Annotated in this window: 26 protein-coding genes; 14 read left to right on the top strand and 12 right to left on the bottom strand. The window is 46.1% G+C overall.

Features of this window, described 5'->3' with window-relative positions:
- Window positions 1–43: 43 nt before the first annotated feature.
- On the top strand, window positions 44–286 hold the full coding sequence (locus QUA25_RS24695; protein WP_333041917.1) for a hypothetical protein: 243 nt from the start codon (window positions 44–46) through the stop codon (window positions 284–286).
- A 446-nt stretch (window positions 287–732) separates the two neighbouring features.
- Window positions 733–1,209, top strand: coding sequence for a hypothetical protein (locus QUA25_RS24690; protein ID WP_333041915.1), 477 nt, complete (start codon window positions 733–735; stop codon window positions 1,207–1,209).
- A gap of 65 nt (window positions 1,210–1,274) precedes the next feature.
- Here QUA25_RS24690 and QUA25_RS24685 read toward each other — a convergent pair whose 3' ends face one another.
- From QUA25_RS24685 to QUA25_RS24660, 6 genes are all read right to left on the bottom strand, one after another.
- Window positions 1,275–1,709: a hypothetical protein gene (locus QUA25_RS24685; protein ID WP_333041914.1), complete on the bottom strand. Its 435-nt coding sequence runs from the start codon at window positions 1,707–1,709 to the stop codon at window positions 1,275–1,277.
- Window positions 1,697–1,909 (bottom strand): hypothetical protein, encoded by a 213-nt coding sequence (locus QUA25_RS24680; protein WP_333041912.1) that lies wholly within the window; start codon window positions 1,907–1,909, stop codon window positions 1,697–1,699. The genes QUA25_RS24685 and QUA25_RS24680 overlap by 13 nt, the downstream gene beginning before the upstream one ends.
- A 181-nt stretch (window positions 1,910–2,090) precedes the next feature.
- Window positions 2,091–2,372, bottom strand: coding sequence for a hypothetical protein (locus tag QUA25_RS24675; RefSeq protein ID WP_333041910.1), 282 nt, complete (start codon window positions 2,370–2,372; stop codon window positions 2,091–2,093).
- Window positions 2,369–2,830, bottom strand: a complete 462-nt coding sequence (locus tag QUA25_RS24670) for a hypothetical protein (protein WP_333041908.1) — start codon at window positions 2,828–2,830, stop codon at window positions 2,369–2,371. The genes QUA25_RS24675 and QUA25_RS24670 overlap by 4 nt, the downstream gene beginning before the upstream one ends.
- Entirely contained in the window at window positions 2,827–3,105 is a 279-nt protein-coding gene (locus tag QUA25_RS24665) for a hypothetical protein (RefSeq protein ID WP_333041907.1), read from the bottom strand. The genes QUA25_RS24670 and QUA25_RS24665 overlap by 4 nt, the downstream gene beginning before the upstream one ends.
- Window positions 3,106–3,111: 6 nt before the next feature.
- The gene (locus QUA25_RS24660) at window positions 3,112–3,699 is read right to left on the bottom strand and encodes a hypothetical protein (RefSeq protein ID WP_333041906.1); all 588 of its coding nucleotides are present in this window, start codon (window positions 3,697–3,699) and stop codon (window positions 3,112–3,114) included.
- Window positions 3,700–3,841: 142 nt separating this feature from the next.
- Here QUA25_RS24660 and QUA25_RS24655 point away from each other — a divergent pair, with 142 nt between their 5' ends.
- From QUA25_RS24655 to QUA25_RS24620, 8 genes are all read left to right on the top strand, one after another.
- Window positions 3,842–4,327, top strand: a complete 486-nt coding sequence (locus QUA25_RS24655; RefSeq protein WP_333041905.1) for a hypothetical protein — start codon at window positions 3,842–3,844, stop codon at window positions 4,325–4,327.
- 3 nt (window positions 4,328–4,330) lie between these two features.
- The gene (locus QUA25_RS24650) at window positions 4,331–5,563 is read left to right on the top strand and encodes a hypothetical protein (protein WP_333041903.1); all 1,233 of its coding nucleotides are present in this window, start codon (window positions 4,331–4,333) and stop codon (window positions 5,561–5,563) included.
- 90 nt (window positions 5,564–5,653) lie between these two features.
- A complete protein-coding gene (locus tag QUA25_RS24645) occupies window positions 5,654–7,291 on the top strand; it encodes a hypothetical protein (protein WP_333041901.1) in 1,638 nt (545 codons plus the stop codon).
- A complete protein-coding gene (locus QUA25_RS24640; protein WP_333041900.1) occupies window positions 7,292–7,558 on the top strand; it encodes a hypothetical protein in 267 nt (88 codons plus the stop codon).
- Between the two features lie 3 nt (window positions 7,559–7,561).
- Window positions 7,562–8,506, top strand: a complete 945-nt coding sequence (locus QUA25_RS24635) for a hypothetical protein (protein WP_333041898.1) — start codon at window positions 7,562–7,564, stop codon at window positions 8,504–8,506.
- Window positions 8,506–9,393: a hypothetical protein gene (locus tag QUA25_RS24630; RefSeq protein ID WP_333041896.1), complete on the top strand. Its 888-nt coding sequence runs from the start codon at window positions 8,506–8,508 to the stop codon at window positions 9,391–9,393. The genes QUA25_RS24635 and QUA25_RS24630 overlap by 1 nt, the downstream gene beginning before the upstream one ends.
- A 66-nt stretch (window positions 9,394–9,459) precedes the next feature.
- A complete protein-coding gene (locus tag QUA25_RS24625; RefSeq protein WP_333041895.1) occupies window positions 9,460–9,651 on the top strand; it encodes a hypothetical protein in 192 nt (63 codons plus the stop codon).
- 72 nt (window positions 9,652–9,723) lie between these two features.
- Window positions 9,724–10,311 carry a recombinase family protein gene (locus QUA25_RS24620; protein ID WP_333041894.1) on the top strand — a complete coding sequence of 196 codons (588 nt, stop codon included), beginning with the start codon at window positions 9,724–9,726 and terminating at the stop codon, window positions 10,309–10,311.
- Here the strand turns inward: QUA25_RS24620 and QUA25_RS24615 are convergent.
- The 6 genes from QUA25_RS24615 to QUA25_RS24590 form a co-directional block, all read right to left on the bottom strand.
- Window positions 10,262–10,978 (bottom strand): hypothetical protein, encoded by a 717-nt coding sequence (locus QUA25_RS24615; RefSeq protein ID WP_333041892.1) that lies wholly within the window; start codon window positions 10,976–10,978, stop codon window positions 10,262–10,264. The two genes, QUA25_RS24620 and QUA25_RS24615, sit on opposite strands and share 50 nt — an antisense overlap.
- The gene (locus tag QUA25_RS24610) at window positions 10,971–11,264 is read right to left on the bottom strand and encodes a hypothetical protein (protein WP_333041891.1); all 294 of its coding nucleotides are present in this window, start codon (window positions 11,262–11,264) and stop codon (window positions 10,971–10,973) included. The genes QUA25_RS24615 and QUA25_RS24610 overlap by 8 nt, the downstream gene beginning before the upstream one ends.
- Window positions 11,261–11,536, bottom strand: a complete 276-nt coding sequence (locus QUA25_RS24605; RefSeq protein WP_333041890.1) for a hypothetical protein — start codon at window positions 11,534–11,536, stop codon at window positions 11,261–11,263. Before QUA25_RS24605 ends, QUA25_RS24610 begins: the two co-directional genes overlap by 4 nt.
- Before the next feature lie 4 nt (window positions 11,537–11,540).
- The gene (locus tag QUA25_RS24600) at window positions 11,541–11,846 is read right to left on the bottom strand and encodes a hypothetical protein (RefSeq protein ID WP_333041889.1); all 306 of its coding nucleotides are present in this window, start codon (window positions 11,844–11,846) and stop codon (window positions 11,541–11,543) included.
- Window positions 11,847–11,977: 131 nt separating this feature from the next.
- The gene (locus QUA25_RS24595; protein ID WP_333041887.1) at window positions 11,978–12,256 is read right to left on the bottom strand and encodes an HU family DNA-binding protein; all 279 of its coding nucleotides are present in this window, start codon (window positions 12,254–12,256) and stop codon (window positions 11,978–11,980) included.
- Window positions 12,257–12,365: 109 nt separating this feature from the next.
- Complete coding sequence (locus QUA25_RS24590; RefSeq protein WP_333041886.1) at window positions 12,366–12,713, bottom strand: helix-turn-helix transcriptional regulator; 348 nt, start codon at window positions 12,711–12,713, stop codon at window positions 12,366–12,368.
- 199 nt (window positions 12,714–12,912) lie between these two features.
- Here QUA25_RS24590 and QUA25_RS24585 point away from each other — a divergent pair, with 199 nt between their 5' ends.
- The 4 genes from QUA25_RS24585 to QUA25_RS24570 form a co-directional block, all read left to right on the top strand.
- Window positions 12,913–13,962 carry a hypothetical protein gene (locus tag QUA25_RS24585; RefSeq protein ID WP_333041884.1) on the top strand — a complete coding sequence of 350 codons (1,050 nt, stop codon included), beginning with the start codon at window positions 12,913–12,915 and terminating at the stop codon, window positions 13,960–13,962.
- A 157-nt stretch (window positions 13,963–14,119) separates the two neighbouring features.
- Complete coding sequence (locus tag QUA25_RS24580) at window positions 14,120–14,512, top strand: hypothetical protein (RefSeq protein ID WP_333041882.1); 393 nt, start codon at window positions 14,120–14,122, stop codon at window positions 14,510–14,512.
- Between the two features lie 11 nt (window positions 14,513–14,523).
- Window positions 14,524–14,838 carry a hypothetical protein gene (locus QUA25_RS24575; protein ID WP_333041880.1) on the top strand — a complete coding sequence of 105 codons (315 nt, stop codon included), beginning with the start codon at window positions 14,524–14,526 and terminating at the stop codon, window positions 14,836–14,838.
- A gap of 12 nt (window positions 14,839–14,850) precedes the next feature.
- The coding region (locus QUA25_RS24570; RefSeq protein ID WP_333041878.1) for a hypothetical protein at window positions 14,851–15,047 on the top strand (197 nt) is incomplete at its 3' end.

The raw sequence follows: 15,047 nt of genomic DNA, 5'->3' as shown, positions 1-15,047 counted from the left end.
GAACAGTAATTGATCGCTGCAGTTTGCGAGTCGGAGGTGCCTGATGTCCAGCTTGTTTGTATTAACTTTCATGTTTTCAACGCCGGCTTTTTGTCTGGGTCTGCTAAATCCTCAATGGGTGGGACAGGGAAATCGCAAGCGATCGGCTGCCTTGTACGGCGGAGTGATGGCAGTTTCGTTCCTTTTGCTTGGAGTTACAGCACCTAAGCCGCCGCAACCAGTTTCCTCGGGGCTGCTGGCCTCAACTGAATGGCCAGAATTTAGGGTAAGCGCACCTTTGCGCTGAACGTAGCTGGGTATGCATCTCACTTTTCTGCCAGCATCACGAGAAATTTTACCAGGACTTACGCCCGGTTGGGGCGAGAAACGTAGTTTTTTAATAAAAATACTTGGTTCTACTCATTTACTGCAATTAAAAACCCCGGTTTATAGGCGTCGGAGTGCGCTCGCGAACTGTAGAAAAAAATCGTGGGTTTAGTAAGGAAAAATACACTCACCAACCGAGTTTTACCAGCGTCCGGTGTCTAGGGTTATATTTACGAAGTAAATCCTACGGATTTGTGAGTTGCCTGCTGATAAATAAGGAAGTTAACTTCTCAGGACTTACGCACATAAATTAAAGAAATCGGGTTGTTTAAACAAATATCCTTCGTGCTTCACCTCGGATTTTGGGAAAAGAAACCCGGTTTCTGCGTCCTGGATTACTTCTCTTTTTTACTGTTAAAAGTTGCGATGTTTAATTTTTTCGTCTTAAGCTTTCTATTGTCGATACCTGCCTTCTTTCTGGGTATTGTTAATCCGAAATGGGTGGGCGCACCAACCCGCAAGCGATCGATCGCGATGTACGGCGGGTTGATGGCGGCTTCGTTTGTACTTGTTGGCGTCACCGCACCCCCTCCGTCTCAGGAAGTTTCAGTGGCGCTTCCGGCCCCAACCGCTCCGCTAGTATCCTCTCCAACCGCTAAGCCGTCACCGCTTTCGGCAGCGCCGACACTGAAGCCGGAGACTGTGAAAACGCCGACACCAACACCGAAACCTGCCATTTCTGCGGAGGTATCTCCACTTGCCAAACCAAGGCCCGATCGCAAATTGCCATCTTCAGTCAAATCTGTTGAGCGAAGCGCAGAGATTGCTCTTGATGCACAGCAGCCAAAGGAAGATACCAAGAAAGTTATTTACGAGTCTTCTAAACCGAATCCCCAGCAATGATAGAATTTTGGTGGCTGGGGAAATGCGCTGAATACTAGAGCGCGGGCATCTAGCCGCCCAGCATTTCAATACTTCACAGTCAGCGGCAAAGACTTTACGCCCAAATCGGCAATCGACGCGAGCCGATCGCACAAACGCCGCCATCCTTCCCAATTTTTCAGCACCACACAGCCGGCGCTACCTGGATAGTTAGCGTCAAAGTGCAAACCCAGCTCAGCTCGAACGCCCTTATCAGAAACCACCGGGTCGGGCGTGATGTGGAAAAAATCGCCCTCTACGCCGCGAGTTTCGAGATAGTACGGCTCGGTTGGAATTTCATATTCGCCTGCGGGAATGGGGCCCTTGCCTCTTATCCACTGGTCACCAGGGCGTTGGTAATCGGCACAGCCTGAAGTAGCTACATAGTCGATCACTTGCCCGTCCGGATAAATTAATTGCAAATTTCCATAAATCAGCTCTGATGATTGAGCTAAGTTCATTGTAAAAATTAGTTTGTGCATTTTATTTTATGTTTAATTTGGTCGATTAGATTTTGAATTTCTGCGAGTGTTTTCCGTCCTGACAGTAAATCGCGCAAAGTCGCAATAGTCATCCCCTGTATGTATCCGTACTCTTTGCACAAATCTTCTAAGCAATCCACCAACTGAGATTTACTAGGGTTGACGGCTTCTAAAAGTTTTTTAGCTTTGTCTATAGTCATTTGACTGTGACTTTGGGGGGGAAACTAGCAAGCCGCCTAATAGTGTCAGAATTGGCGCTAAAAATGGGATAAGCGCGGTAGCGTTTTCTTTTTGAAATACCAAAACTGTCCCCGCGCCAACTAGCATGATGACGGATACATTTAGCGAAGCAATCGTGAATCGATACGAGTATTTATCCATTTAAAAACCCGTGTCATTATTGTCGTACTGTTGCAACAAATCCTCCTGCACGTCTTGAATATCTTCTCTGGTGTGATATCCGTGATTGGTTTTCAAGAATTTTTGCAGGGCGCGCAATTCACCGCGCAAACTGATAAACAAGCTGCGAAGAAGCGTGATTTTGCGCTGAATATTTGCTAATCGTATTAAGACGGCCCGCGTCACGTTCCACAACACAACTAGACTAACTAGAGATGTCAAAAGCGTTCCGACAAACGAAGCATTTTCTATTAAATTTTTCACTGAGAATGCAAGTCAAGTAACAGGTTAATTTTGTTTTCGCTACGCAAAACACTGCTATGTACTGAGCCAATGGCATTTGTTATAGTATCGGCTTCTGGCCCCCAATATTCCCAGATAGTAATATTGGCTTGATTAAACCAGTAAGGAAAAGAAAAATTGAGGGTGTACGTAGTTGTGAGCTTAGGGAAAATAAATAATTGAGTACGTTTCAACCACAGTTTACGACTACTAACAGATTCGGCTCCTTGAGAAGGTCCAACCCCTAATCTAATTTTTTGATTGAGAAATCCACCAAATCGCCAATTCTGATCAGGCTCGGGATTTGTTACATAAACAGCAAGGATGTGCTTCTCAAATTGATAAGGCGGTACATAATCAGGTATTGGGTTGCCGCTAAAAGATTGCGAATCGCTTTGAATCCAGTTTTGAGCGTTGTCCAGCTCGACTAACAAGCTCATAGATTTAAATTAGAAACAACCCACGAAGCGCGCTGCATATGAAATATAGGATCGATACCTACAGAGTCGAGAATGTCCATATAGGTATCAACTTCTATTTCATTACTTAAAAGTTTGCAAGACGATTTATTAACCAATAATGCCGCATCTTGCTCTGTTTCCGTTGCATCGCTGTTAGGTAAAATGCACAGCAGATCTTCTATTTCTTCTGGCATAAATATCATCGACTCTTCCATGCCAGGCAACCATAAAGATTTAGAGTCAAGATTAGACATTATTAATTAACCTACGTATCCTTGAGGTTTAAACGAAATTCGAGCTGTAGGTTGAGTCAAGTTCAATGCGGTACGAATACCATCTTGTACAGCTTTTTCCGAATCTGCGCCTGTTGTTTGACCAAAAGCACAACTTACTGTATCACTTTCTACAAGTGTGTAAGGTTTACCCGTAGTGCGGCTAACAGTGTCTTTAGTTTGAGCTTTTGGTTGAGTGCAAAGAACGCGAGCTAATTCTATTTTTCGAGCTCTTTTAATAACAACGTTGGCAGTAACAGGCTTGTCTACTAACGCAGCTCCGGCGTTAACAACAGCAGTGCGAACGTTAGTAACTAAAGTGTTGTTGTTTTCTTCCTTATCAGGTTTCGGTGCTGCCGTTGGTACAGCCAGTAATCTAGCTTCCCAAAAGAAATTGCCGGTTTCGCCGAACGATTTAATATATCCCCACGTCCAACCAACGTTTATTTTGAGTCCAAGACGTGCCGCTGCATATGCCGCTTTTTTTGCTACGGCGTCAAGTTTCCGCCAAGCCTCAAGCTTAGCCTTGGCTGCCATTAATTCCTCTGCTCTATTGATATCGGCGTATCTAGTCATAAAAGTTTTTATGTGTAGTTGTACGCTTTTAGTCTGGCTCTTTTTTAAGCGCTTTTTTCTTATATTGAAAATTCAGATATATAGGTCTGTAAGAATTTTGCGCTATAGTGAAAACACCACCGCGTAAGGCTTGTAGGCTATTATGACTGTTGTTACAGTTGGCGTTAATGCCACTATCAAAGGCATTAGTGCAGAAAAACAATTTTGCCAGTTAATTGAATATTTCCAAGAATTAGAACTAGCCAACGGCAACACTACCAGTTATGTTTCTGGTAATTACGACAGCGACACCTTGATATTTACAGGTGATTTTACAATGCCTGTTAAATTCACGGGAATGGGTTTAAGTTTTGTCGGCAAAACAGAAAGTTTTTTATCTGGAACTTTCAATGCTGGGGAAGGAGGAACATTTATTGCAACCAATGCCTTAGATTATTTCTTGCAAGTGCTGGCGCTGATACTGAGCTATCAAAATAACGACGCTAAAAACCCTAACAAAATCAAAAATGTTAGTGCTTCTATTAACGCCAGTAGCGGCACTCTTAACGGTAGTTTCACAATGCCTTTTGCGCGAGTGATTACCGACACGGGCGTAACTCTTACACCGGCCGAATATCTCCTAACTTAAAAAATGCCTGGTTACACTTTTTCTCGAACTTTTGAGCCGCTTAGAAATGACAGCACCATCCAAACAGTATTGGATACCAATGCTTTGGTTTCGCCCATCAAAACTGCGATAGCTGGTTACATCGCGACGTTGGGTTTGCCCGCTGCCGAAACAGCACATTTATCTTGGGAAAACTGCGGGGCCGAAATCTACCTTGAACAGTTGGTGATGACCTATCACCTGCCGAGCTTGGGGATACAGACTCCCGCGCCGGCCCTCAAGCGCAGCAGCACTCTTGCCGATAAGGTTGCCGAAATTTCTTCGCTTAACGGGCAGTATCCCAAATGCCAGTTAATGATTTTTGTGCGCGATTCAGCCTCCGACCCGTGGGTTTGGAAAAATACCGAAGTTATCCAAAATTACGGCAACCGCGCCAACACGCTAGATATAGTGCCGTACCTGAGTCAAGGGACTCTAGACATTTTTGGCAAGACTACCCAAATCGGCATCCAATTTATCAGCGACCCGGTTTACAAAGTCACCTTGCCCGCTGCGGGCGATCGCCTTTCGATTAAGGCAGCCCTGCGGGTTGAAGTTAGCCAGCTTGATTCAAAAAAAAATGATGTGATTGACCAGTTGCGCGATCGCATGGCGATGCTAGAGCTAGCTGTTAACGGCCGGTTAATTGACTTGCCTGCAAACGTATTGTTGGGCAGAAATGCAACGACTGGAACCGTTGAGACAATCGCTCAATCAAAATTTGCAACGCCGGCAATGCTCGATCAAGCAATTACTGATTTAGTTGGCGGCGCGCCTGGGGCGCTTAACACGTTAGTAGAATTAGCTGCAACTTTGAACAACGATGCTAACTTTGCGGCCAACGTAACTAATGTTTTAGCTACTAAAGTCAGCAAAACTGAAGATGAGCAAGTTGACGGAAACAAGATTTTTAATGGATTTACAACTTTGGGAGACACTCCTTTAAAAGTAAAGATAATTAACGCAACATCTCCAAATTCTCAAGGCGGATACGTCCAAATTTCGCACGGTGTATCCTCTCAAAAAATAATAGCAATTCTCGTCATGATCAATTGGACGGGCGACGCGTGGATACCAAACAATTACACTTTCAATCCCGGTCGGCAATTCACGTGGGATATCCCTGATGATTTCACTTTGTCCATTGTTAACGTAGCTAACAATTCGGAAAGTATTATTTCTAAGCCTGCGCGCATATTTATTGCATACACATCGTAATTGGCCGGACAATTGCAAAATGAAAATCTTATTGTCAATTTTGCCTTTTGCACATCCGTTTGGCTTACACATTAATTAAAACAAATAACAATGGGAGCTATTAGAAGCGGGATAACGCAAGCCACTGCATCAGCCGAAGGAACTATTTCGGCAGAGGGCAATATTGGCAAAAATAAAGCCCAAGGTTCCATTGATAGTGAGGGGATTTGGGATTTAGGAATTGATTTTAAAGTAGGGGGATTAGGAATAACAAACGATTACGGCGGTGCAATTACTGTTAGCATCGCCGGTCAAAGCATTACTTGGGGTCGTGAAGGAGGAAAAATTCACTACAGCTTGGGCGGATTTGAGCTAATTGTAGAAGCCCGCGATTGTGTGGTGACTGAAACTAAAAAAATAATGGGGATAGAAGTTGCTTCCCATACTTATCCCGACCCGGGATGCGAACTAGAACCGGAACCAGAACCAGAATTACCAGAGCCGCCACCAGAACTCGGGCCCGATGGTGGAATAAACTTACCCGATACAGAAGAGGTGGGGTGGGTTATTTACAATATGCGCGAAACTTACTATCAATGGGGTCGCATAGATAATCCAACGTACAACAACACAACTATTAGAACAGTTTCCGACATAAAAGAAAAGGACAGGATCGCCACTTCTTTGCCTTTTAAACTGGTTTCTACTAAAAACCCGAATGGTGCCACTAATTACACTTATGAAAGAGATACGGCTATTCACAATAGCGTGACGTATACAACATCGGGAAATTTTGGAAATGCTTCAGTGGTTAATTCGCAAAAGTATCCTCAGTACACATTTATTTGGTGGTTTGTTGCAGGGTTTTTTGGAAAGGTTAAAGATATAAAAAATTTCATTGAACTTAACAAAAAAAATAACGAAACAGAGATTGTTTACGGTTTGGCAAATCGATATACAGGCGCTAAATCTTTTTACTTTTACATCCCTACTGCTTTTATCCCTCTCAACCCTAAACCTAAAACGGTACAACCTTTTCTAAAACCTGGAGTCCCCCCACATATGAATGATTGCTGTGAAGAAATCCTCGACACTCTCGAAGATTTAAAGGATGTGCTGCACGTTGACTTTTTCAAGAAAAAGAAATTTCCGGTTCCTACTTATTTACTAGCGCCGGGATGCGAGCCGGGTAAAACTGTGGACGCCGAAAATTATTATCATCTTTTCCAGAAAATGTTTCAGGCGATTGCTCACAATACAATCGTTAGTCCGCAAATTGATATTCAAGATGCGGATGCCGTCAAAGAAGGTGATCAGAAAATTAACGAGCGATATTTGTCAGCGACTGGATGGGCTGAAGCCGTGACAAAAATGCTTTATGAAATTGTCGATGATGGCAACATTGGCACAAATATGGATATCCGCACGGGGGTTACAGTAACCCAGTTGATGGTGGCTGTTGCTGATTTGTCTTATAAGCTTGACTGCGTGATCGACCTTATTGGGATTCCTACAAAACGGACTAAAGGGGAAGTCGAAACTTCTTACAATCTGGTGTTAGAAGGAGAAAACACTAAAGGCTTTGACCCTAAAAAATCCAATCAGCAACTTGATTTAAATACTGATATCAGTACAGAAAAGTTGTTGTCCGGTCTGTTACGCACTCGAAAGAACCCAATAGTAAAAGAAGAAATACATCCTAAATCTCCGACCTTGTTTGAGATGTTCCAGAAGTTTATGGGTAAGTAAATGGCGATTAATTTAAACAAGCCAAACCAGGCAGCGATGAAAGCATTTATCAAAGCGAAAGTGACAGAGACTGTCGAAAATATGCGAGTCGAACGAGCACTCGACAGAGAGAACATTAATCGTGCTGTCGGGGTTGGCAATTTCAAAAACTTTGAGAAACAGTATAACGCCGAATACGAACAGTGTCGCATTACCAAGGATTCAATTCCCAGTAAGCGCAAGCTCAAAAAAGTTTCGTCTAATTTAAACCTTAAAAAATTGGTGTAATCAATGGCAACACAAACACAGGAACAACCGGGCATTACTTTAAATAACACCAGTTTGGCCGTAAAACTTGGCTTGCCATTAGGTAACTTTTTTTCAGATATTGGCTCAAGCATGAAGGCTTGGCTAGATAAAGGGCTTATCAATCTTAAGAATTTAGCTAAAAACATGATCGAGGGCGCTAAAGAGTTAGGCGCTGCTATTTTGCGCGGTGATTGGAATTTGTTCAAAAGTTGGCTAAAAGAAGATCCGATCGCAGTTGCAGCCGGAGTTGGCGCGGTGATTTTAATCGGTGGCGTCGTTGTTGGTGGCGTAGTGGCGGGTATCAGTGCTATTGCTAGCGCGATCGGAGTTGGCGGGCTTACTCTCGCAGCCGTTGGTAGCTCAGTGCTGGGCGCGGCGGTAAGTTTTGGCTCTCAGATTTACGATTTTGATTTCAATAAAACCGATGCCGCCATACTCGCTGAAATTAATGCAGCTTTTGGCGGTTTGGCGGGTGTTGCGGGAGAAGCGTTAGGGCGATCGCTGGCAGGGTTCATTGTCAACCGCAAGGAAACGCCAAAACTGCGGATAAATATCAGAGCAACTGCGACGATGTTTTTGGAACTTGACGACAACGGCGATAACGAAATTGCAGAGGAAATTTTAGAGGAATTGTCGGGACTCGGTTGGGCGTTTTACCGCTTTGCCAAGCGAGCTCTATTTTCCATGGGCTACATCAACTTCAGGCAGTGGGTCAAGAGAGAACTGAAATCCGGAATTCCATGGGTTGACAAGATGATTGCAAGTTGGGGAGAACAAGGTGGCAAACCTTGGGTTATTCGCCAGCAAGTCGATCAGTTAGTAGAAACAATCCAAGAGGATAATGCCGCGCTGGGTAACTTTTTAGAAGGCACGATCGAAGGTTTTGGAGAAGGATTTTCAGAATTTCTAGTTTTTGAGTACCGCTAATGACAGCCGAGAGAAAAGTCAGAAATAGGCTCAAGCGGGTTAACCCTCCTACTCGCATTGAGGGTCAATCGGAACAAATAATTTCCGAACACAACTACTTTGATGTTTACGACCTGGAATTCACAGAGCCGACAGCAGCAGAAAGCAAGGCCGCTACTGAGAAAGCCGCGCGGGATAGAAAGAAGGTAGGTAAAGAAACGCTTGACACTCTCACGCTGACAATTAGTGGCAATCAATTCGCGATCGCCCTGCAAGCTTCCCTGCTGGATGCCATGCGAGATTTGATTCGGTACGAACTCAAGAAAATCAAGGGCGGCGACTCGGAGGAGGAAAGCGGCAAACAGGGAATTGAGCGAGCCGGACATCCAGAGGTTAAACTTTGGTTTTTCGAGAAGGCTGCTGATGTAACTCCGGGTTACACTCGCTTGAAAGGAGAAATTAGCTTTGACTTGATGAACTTTGTTGATTCTTCAAACCTGGCAAAGAGCGGTATCAGCCAGTTAATCAAAGAATCGGACATCAAGAAGCTTTCAGCCCAAATCAAGACAATTTTTACAGAAAACTTCAAATGGGAGCGCGGTACAAAAATAGTCGTTTACCACGATTGGGGTAGGGGATACGCTTTCAAGATTGCTTGCAAATCTGAAGCTGAAGGGGTGCGAATTGTTAAGGAAGTCTTAAAGATTCAAGGACATGAAATCAAAACAGAATTCTTGAAACTGAATCAACCCATCGGAACTCCGAAGCCTACAATTCCCGCACCGAAAGATGAAGAGGTACTCGGGAAAAAGCGCAAACACAAGCGATACCGCCCAGAATGCACGGTTTACTATTCTTACGCAACGCTGCATCTACCTAGTTACGGGCAAAAAATAGCGCTGGCGTAGAAATACTTATTGCCACTATACCTAAAGGCATAGGTTAGAATGTGAATAAGTTTATTGGTAACTTTAATGATTGATGATAATGCGACTATTACTGATGCTACTGTTACTAACAGCGGTGTGAAACTTCAAACAGAAGTTAACGCAAATACCAAGAATTATTTAAGACATGAAGCGATACGCAAGGGTTTAACGATGGGGCAATTGTTAGATGAAATCATACAAATGTTTTGCCTCGACATACCAAAAAGCACTTCTTAATTGATACGGCAATTTGATAAAAATTAACCTCGATTTAATCGGGTTTTTCGCGGCCCTGGGCTGGAGGGTTTTTTGATACGCGCAATTATTTATTGCAGAGTCAGCACGGACGATCAGAACTGCGATCGGCAAGAGCGAGATTTGAGAGAGTTTGCCGATCGCGCCGGGTACGAAGTTGTAGAAGTTGTGCGGGAGACTGCCAGCGGTGCTCGAACCGATCGCCCGGAACGCAAAAAAATTATGGCCGCTGCCCAGGCGAGGAAAGTTTCGGCGGTGCTGGTGACTGAGGCGAGCCGATGGAGTCGCAGCACGATCGATTTGTTGGGGACGCTGCAAGATTTGAACGGCTGGGGAATTAGCCTTGTCACTCTGTCGGGCATCGGCCTCGATTTGAACACGCCGCAGGGTAAGTTGATGGCGGCTATACTTTCGGCAATTGCTGAATTTGAGCGCGATTTGATTCGCGAGCGGGTAAAGTCGGGCATTGCAGCGGCGCGGGCGAAGGGCCGCAAGTTTGGCAGGCCGCGAGTGTCGGAAAAGGCGATCGCCTTTGTACATCAGTTGCGGTCGGAGGGTAAAAGTTATTCGGAAATTGCCGCCGTCTCTGGAGTCAGTCGCACGAAGGTTGCGGCGCTTTGCCGCCAGAGTTCCGCAGCATAGCCGCAATCTCGGCGGGGGGAATTCCTGCCGCTAATTGCGATCGCACTTCGGCGGCTCTTGATTGAGCTATGGGGGAATCGGTGTTGCCGCCGCGAATATGCACTTGTCTTACCTTCCCCCCGTCCTTGTAAGACAGTCGGTAATACTTTGCCTCGCCCGCCCTCGCCGTACCTCGTGCTTTGTAAGTTGATACCGCCGCGTCGGATTCTATACACTCGTCACCAACCGGGCCGCTTGATTCTCCAACGGCGACCTCTGCCGGGGTTGGAGAATCAACGGCGGGCGGTGGCAAAATTGATTCTCCAACCGCGTCAAAGTCAATCAGTGTATCGCTTTCACAGGGTGGCAAAATTGATTCTCCAACGGCGACCTCTGCGGGGGTTGGAGAATCAACGGCGGGCGGTGGCGGCGCGTCCTCTACCGCTGGCGGTGCGGGTGCGAGTTTAACCTCGTCGGGATAGAGAAAATCCCAATCGCTTGTATGCGGATTCCAGAATTGCAGCGAGCCGTCGATCGGGTGTACCCGATTAACCTTGTAAACTTCCCCTCGCTTCACCCAGGCGGCGATCGCTGGCTTTCTTCGCAGCATCACCCAGTCGCCGGCTTTGTAAAGGCTTCCCACTTCTGCGGCAGCAGTGTCAAACAGTGAGAGTTGAGCGCTAATCATGGCCGCTAACTCCTTCAACTCTGAGCAAACCTTGAAATATGCAATTTAGCTTTTCGTTGAAATAATCGAGTTCGTAAGGTTGCAGTTCCATCCGCTGCGAGCGGTGGCCGTTGAGTTCTCGGAAGTCTATCCCGCGAGCTAAGTTCTCGCGGCAAACCTTGCAGTATTCCCGCAGCAAGCCTGCAAATTCAGTGTATGCGTGGCAATCGGTAGCGGTAGCCAGTATATAGAATTGATCCGCCGCTGCTTCCATCCGGTCTAGACTTTCTTCTGCTGTTAGTGTCATAGGTTTGGTTGGCTTGGGGAGTCGGCAAGTTCTTCATCTATCAAGTCCCAGCCCTCTTCTAAAAACTCGCGAGCCAGCGGTGAATCTAGCGATTTGCAGAGTTCTTTTGCGGCTGTTTCGGCTGTTTTTGCAACGCGGGGAAGACGCTGAATGGCTTTTAAAGATTGAGCGGCAACGATTAGGCAATATATGTCTTGACCGCTCAAGGTTACTTGTACGGCTTCAATTTTTTGGAGTTCGGCGAGGGCGCGTTGCACGTCGTGACTTTTCACAGTTTCAAAGTGAGGAAGTTTCAGGAGGGAATGTCTCTGGGGGTAAGTTTTTGCCGCTGCTCAACCCCCAGCCGTGCTCGATAGCAGCAAAAGTAGCGGGACAATGAACAAACAATCTTTGCAGCTTGAGGGCGGCAATTTTAGCGCAGCACAACAGCGGCGCTAATTCCTTGCAGTCTCCTAGGCTGGAGCCGTGCAGCGCTTGCACCGCTAGAATAAGAGCGTTCGCTTCGTGGCCGTCAAAAGAAACTTGCAGGTTCTTGAGGTTTTCTAGTTCGCGTGAAACTTCATCTATGTCGAAAATTTCCATGCCTATTTACCGTTTAGTGTGTGTCTAGCCGATCGCCCTTCACGACCGATCGGCAAATTGTCATTAAGCAGCTGCGTTGTTGACAACAGCCGATCGCCCTTCACGACCGATCGGCGTTTGTCTTACGTGTCTTACTGACCGCTTACAGCATCCTTAAACAGCTTGCCTGCCGAAAATGCTGGAACTGTAGTTGCTGGAATTTCCATCTTCTCCCCGGTCTTGGGATTTCTCCCCTCGCGCTCTTTCCGCGCCCTGGATTCAAACGAGCCGAATCCTACCAGCGTTACCTTGTCCCCACCGGAGACAGTCTCCATGATTGCTTCGAGAGCGGCACTCAACACAGCGTCTGCCTGCTTCTTCGTCACGCTAACCTTTTCTACAATTGCATCAACCAGTTCACCTTTGTTCATAAGTGCGATCGCCCTTTAGTCATTAGTTATTAGTCATTAGTAACGCAATGTACAGACCGCCGCCATTTAAGTTGAAAGCGGTCTGCCAAAACTTCATGACTTTGTTAGTCTATTGATTGCGAAGTCTTTGCAGCAGAGTCTGGTAACTCTCTGGCAAGTCTTCCACTCTTTCTATACCCAGCTCTGCGGCAATCACTTTGAGTTCAACCAGGCTGTAGTCATTAGGAACTCCCGCGACATCAATCCGCATTGCATTTGCCAAGGTCTTCAATGAAACCCCCAGCTCACGGGACAACGTAGCAGCATTGTCAAATCGAGGTGTTTTTTTACCCGTCTCCCAGTCCCCTACAGTCCGAAAACTAAGGTTTAGCCGACGGCTTAACTCTTCCTGGGAGATTTCTAAGTGTTGCCGAAGAGTTTTCAACGTTTCAGGCTCCTGATCTTCTGATTTGTCCATATTAACATTTAAGTATTCACATTTAAGTGTTGACAGGTGGAACTGGTTACACTAAAGTGTGAGTTGGTAGACACAACAAAGGGATTCGGCTAGCCGAGAGAATATTTGGTTTTGCAGAATCTCTGCGTTTAGTCTCCCACAAGTGCATTGCATACCCCGTGACGGGCTTGTACTTTCAAGCCCTTTCTCAAAAAAAATTATGTACACCCTAGAAAGTCTCCAACAGAAGAATTTAAAGGAATTGAAGGAAATCGGCTGGCAGCTCAACGTCCTCCCGGAGGGCGACAAACGATGCCGCCAAAACTGGATTGATGCACTGGTTGATAAACAGCCCCCGCTGCTGCAACTGCTGGAAGCTTCCCCCGCTGTCGAACCAGTCCAGGAGGCGATCGAACCAGTAACTGAAACTATTCCCAATGCCTTCGACATAGAGGAATTTCGGCAGACTCACGATGCTGAGATTGAAAGCTATTTTCAGAGTTTGGTCGAACCTCCCCAGGAGCCGATCGAGTCCAAGTTTGGCCGCATCGTTTATCCCCATCAGCCAACTGAATTAGCCTTCAACGACGAACAACCTCCCAACCGAGGCGACGGTAAAGGGCGGCTCGAAAGTGAGCCAAAAGTGAGCCAAAGTGCGATCGTATCTGTGGTAAAAAATCCCCCCGGTGTCAAACTCTCTGATAGATTCCTCGCCACCTACCCGCCCTACTTCGGCGACATTCACTACCAGGCAGAGGCAGAAACCGGGCAACTCAATTTGCTCGAACCGGTCACAGACGAACCGCCAGACCCGGATGATTTTGAAACCCTCGATGAGTTCCGCGAGGCGATCACCCTTTGGGACACCCAACACCCGGAACTGATAGAAATCGGCCTCGATTCCTTCTGCGAGTGGGCCCCGTGTCCGTGGGAGTGGTACGAACCGGCCAAGGTGATGGAGGTAGCGCCAGCGAGCTCCGATCATTGCTCCGATCATTTGCCCATCAGCTCCGATCATTCCGACATTTGCAAGTGCTGGAACTTTTCTATCCCGACTTTTGACGCTTGGTGCGATCGCCCAAACAGACAGAACGACACCGACGAACCGCCCGACACAGGGATATTCGCCCGACTGCCTAAGCCCAATCCCCCCAGCTTTCCGCCGATGATTGTCGGTTCGGGCGATCGGGCGAACAACATCAGGAAATTTGCCCGCAGCTCGAGCTACTTGAGCGGGCGTTCTCCACCGTCAGGAGGTGATTTTATGTAAACCACTACTTGCGTACAGCGTTTTGTTCCATATCACCCTTCTGAATCCGAACAGTGCGATCGTCTTTCAAGGCGTAGGCGATCGCTTCCTCACTCCTTATGTCACCGTCACGTGACTGAACTTTTTAAAACATCAATCAACTAACAGGCATAAATCAATGACTACTCTCAAGATTTCTATTCCCGTTTACAAAAAAAACGAGTGGGACAACCTCTCCAAAAAAGGAAAAGTTGAAGTTTTCAGCGAAGTCGATAATCTTTCCGAAGGTTACGAATTATTGAAAGCTCAGATTGACGAACTGCTCGCCGAACTCGATGCCCAGAACCGTTTAGCGAAAAGTGCGAGCGCCTTAGAAGTAGAAATAGAAAGCAAGAGCTACACGTTGAAATCGCTGCTCAAAGACATTGAAAAAGCAACCGAACATTACGAGAGTTTAAAGCTTTTTTTACAAGCGCTAGGAGTCGATCCTGTGGCGCAGAGACTAACTTTCGATAAGCGATTTTTGCTCCAGGACTCTTCCTTGGCTGAAGTCAAAGTTATCAGTAGTTAATCCGAGTTTTAATGATGTCGCTCACTCCAAACAAAGCCTTTTGGTATCGCTATCTCTACAACGGCTACGAACCCGACAACAGCATCAAGCTGACGGGTGAATTAATAGGCGATCGGTACGTAGTTTTTGAGATGTGGGGGTCGCTGACCTTCAAAGACGGTCACTTCTTCGCGTCGATTCATAAAAATGACAATGGAGAATTTGTTTGGAGGAGTGACGACAAAATAGGCACTGCAACATCTTTTATGGATGCTTGGGAAAAAATGCCCACATACATAACAAACCCAGACCATTACGACGAATCACCGATGACCTACTACGATTAACAATTACCAAATATGGATATCACCGCTGACTTTTTAGACGACTGTTGGCAACCGCCAGAATCAGAATTCCAACCGCTGCTAGATTTTGAGTCAGAGATTTCTCGCGAAGTCCCCCACAACGACATCAGCCTACTAAGCTGCTACGCAGCTAAACCGGATAAAATAGCATTGCCTTTATTTTTGATTTTTCGATCCCATTTAATAACCAT

The sequence above is a fragment of the Microcoleus sp. Pol17C6 genome (assembly GCF_036701145.1).
In the GTDB taxonomy this organism is placed as follows: Bacteria; Cyanobacteriota; Cyanobacteriia; order Cyanobacteriales; family Microcoleaceae; genus Microcoleus.
Note: the sequence above shows the minus strand (reverse complement) of the source record. Positions and strands in the feature narration are given on the sequence as shown.

What these genes read in the sequence shown, in the direction of transcription:
- QUA25_RS24695 (WP_333041917.1), top strand. Translation starts at nt 44, where the DNA reads ATGTCCAGCTTGTTTGTATTAACTTTCATGTTTTCAACGCCGGCTTTT.
- QUA25_RS24690 (WP_333041915.1), top strand. Translation starts at nt 733, where the DNA reads ATGTTTAATTTTTTCGTCTTAAGCTTTCTATTGTCGATACCTGCCTTC.
- QUA25_RS24685 (WP_333041914.1), bottom strand. Translation starts at nt 1,709, where the DNA reads ATGCACAAACTAATTTTTACAATGAACTTAGCTCAATCATCAGAGCTG.
- QUA25_RS24680 (WP_333041912.1), bottom strand. Translation starts at nt 1,909, where the DNA reads ATGACTATAGACAAAGCTAAAAAACTTTTAGAAGCCGTCAACCCTAGT.
- QUA25_RS24670 (WP_333041908.1), bottom strand. Translation starts at nt 2,830, where the DNA reads ATGAGCTTGTTAGTCGAGCTGGACAACGCTCAAAACTGGATTCAAAGC.
- QUA25_RS24665 (WP_333041907.1), bottom strand. Translation starts at nt 3,105, where the DNA reads ATGTCTAATCTTGACTCTAAATCTTTATGGTTGCCTGGCATGGAAGAG.
- QUA25_RS24660 (WP_333041906.1), bottom strand. Translation starts at nt 3,699, where the DNA reads ATGACTAGATACGCCGATATCAATAGAGCAGAGGAATTAATGGCAGCC.
- QUA25_RS24655 (WP_333041905.1), top strand. Translation starts at nt 3,842, where the DNA reads ATGACTGTTGTTACAGTTGGCGTTAATGCCACTATCAAAGGCATTAGT.
- QUA25_RS24650 (WP_333041903.1), top strand. Translation starts at nt 4,331, where the DNA reads ATGCCTGGTTACACTTTTTCTCGAACTTTTGAGCCGCTTAGAAATGAC.
- QUA25_RS24645 (WP_333041901.1), top strand. Translation starts at nt 5,654, where the DNA reads ATGGGAGCTATTAGAAGCGGGATAACGCAAGCCACTGCATCAGCCGAA.
- QUA25_RS24640 (WP_333041900.1), top strand. Translation starts at nt 7,292, where the DNA reads ATGGCGATTAATTTAAACAAGCCAAACCAGGCAGCGATGAAAGCATTT.
- QUA25_RS24635 (WP_333041898.1), top strand. Translation starts at nt 7,562, where the DNA reads ATGGCAACACAAACACAGGAACAACCGGGCATTACTTTAAATAACACC.
- QUA25_RS24630 (WP_333041896.1), top strand. Translation starts at nt 8,506, where the DNA reads ATGACAGCCGAGAGAAAAGTCAGAAATAGGCTCAAGCGGGTTAACCCT.
- QUA25_RS24625 (WP_333041895.1), top strand. Translation starts at nt 9,460, where the DNA reads ATGATTGATGATAATGCGACTATTACTGATGCTACTGTTACTAACAGC.
- QUA25_RS24615 (WP_333041892.1), bottom strand. Translation starts at nt 10,978, where the DNA reads ATGATTAGCGCTCAACTCTCACTGTTTGACACTGCTGCCGCAGAAGTG.
- QUA25_RS24610 (WP_333041891.1), bottom strand. Translation starts at nt 11,264, where the DNA reads ATGACACTAACAGCAGAAGAAAGTCTAGACCGGATGGAAGCAGCGGCG.
- QUA25_RS24600 (WP_333041889.1), bottom strand. Translation starts at nt 11,846, where the DNA reads ATGGAAATTTTCGACATAGATGAAGTTTCACGCGAACTAGAAAACCTC.
- QUA25_RS24595 (WP_333041887.1), bottom strand. Translation starts at nt 12,256, where the DNA reads ATGAACAAAGGTGAACTGGTTGATGCAATTGTAGAAAAGGTTAGCGTG.
- QUA25_RS24590 (WP_333041886.1), bottom strand. Translation starts at nt 12,713, where the DNA reads ATGGACAAATCAGAAGATCAGGAGCCTGAAACGTTGAAAACTCTTCGG.
- QUA25_RS24585 (WP_333041884.1), top strand. Translation starts at nt 12,913, where the DNA reads ATGTACACCCTAGAAAGTCTCCAACAGAAGAATTTAAAGGAATTGAAG.
- QUA25_RS24580 (WP_333041882.1), top strand. Translation starts at nt 14,120, where the DNA reads ATGACTACTCTCAAGATTTCTATTCCCGTTTACAAAAAAAACGAGTGG.
- QUA25_RS24575 (WP_333041880.1), top strand. Translation starts at nt 14,524, where the DNA reads ATGATGTCGCTCACTCCAAACAAAGCCTTTTGGTATCGCTATCTCTAC.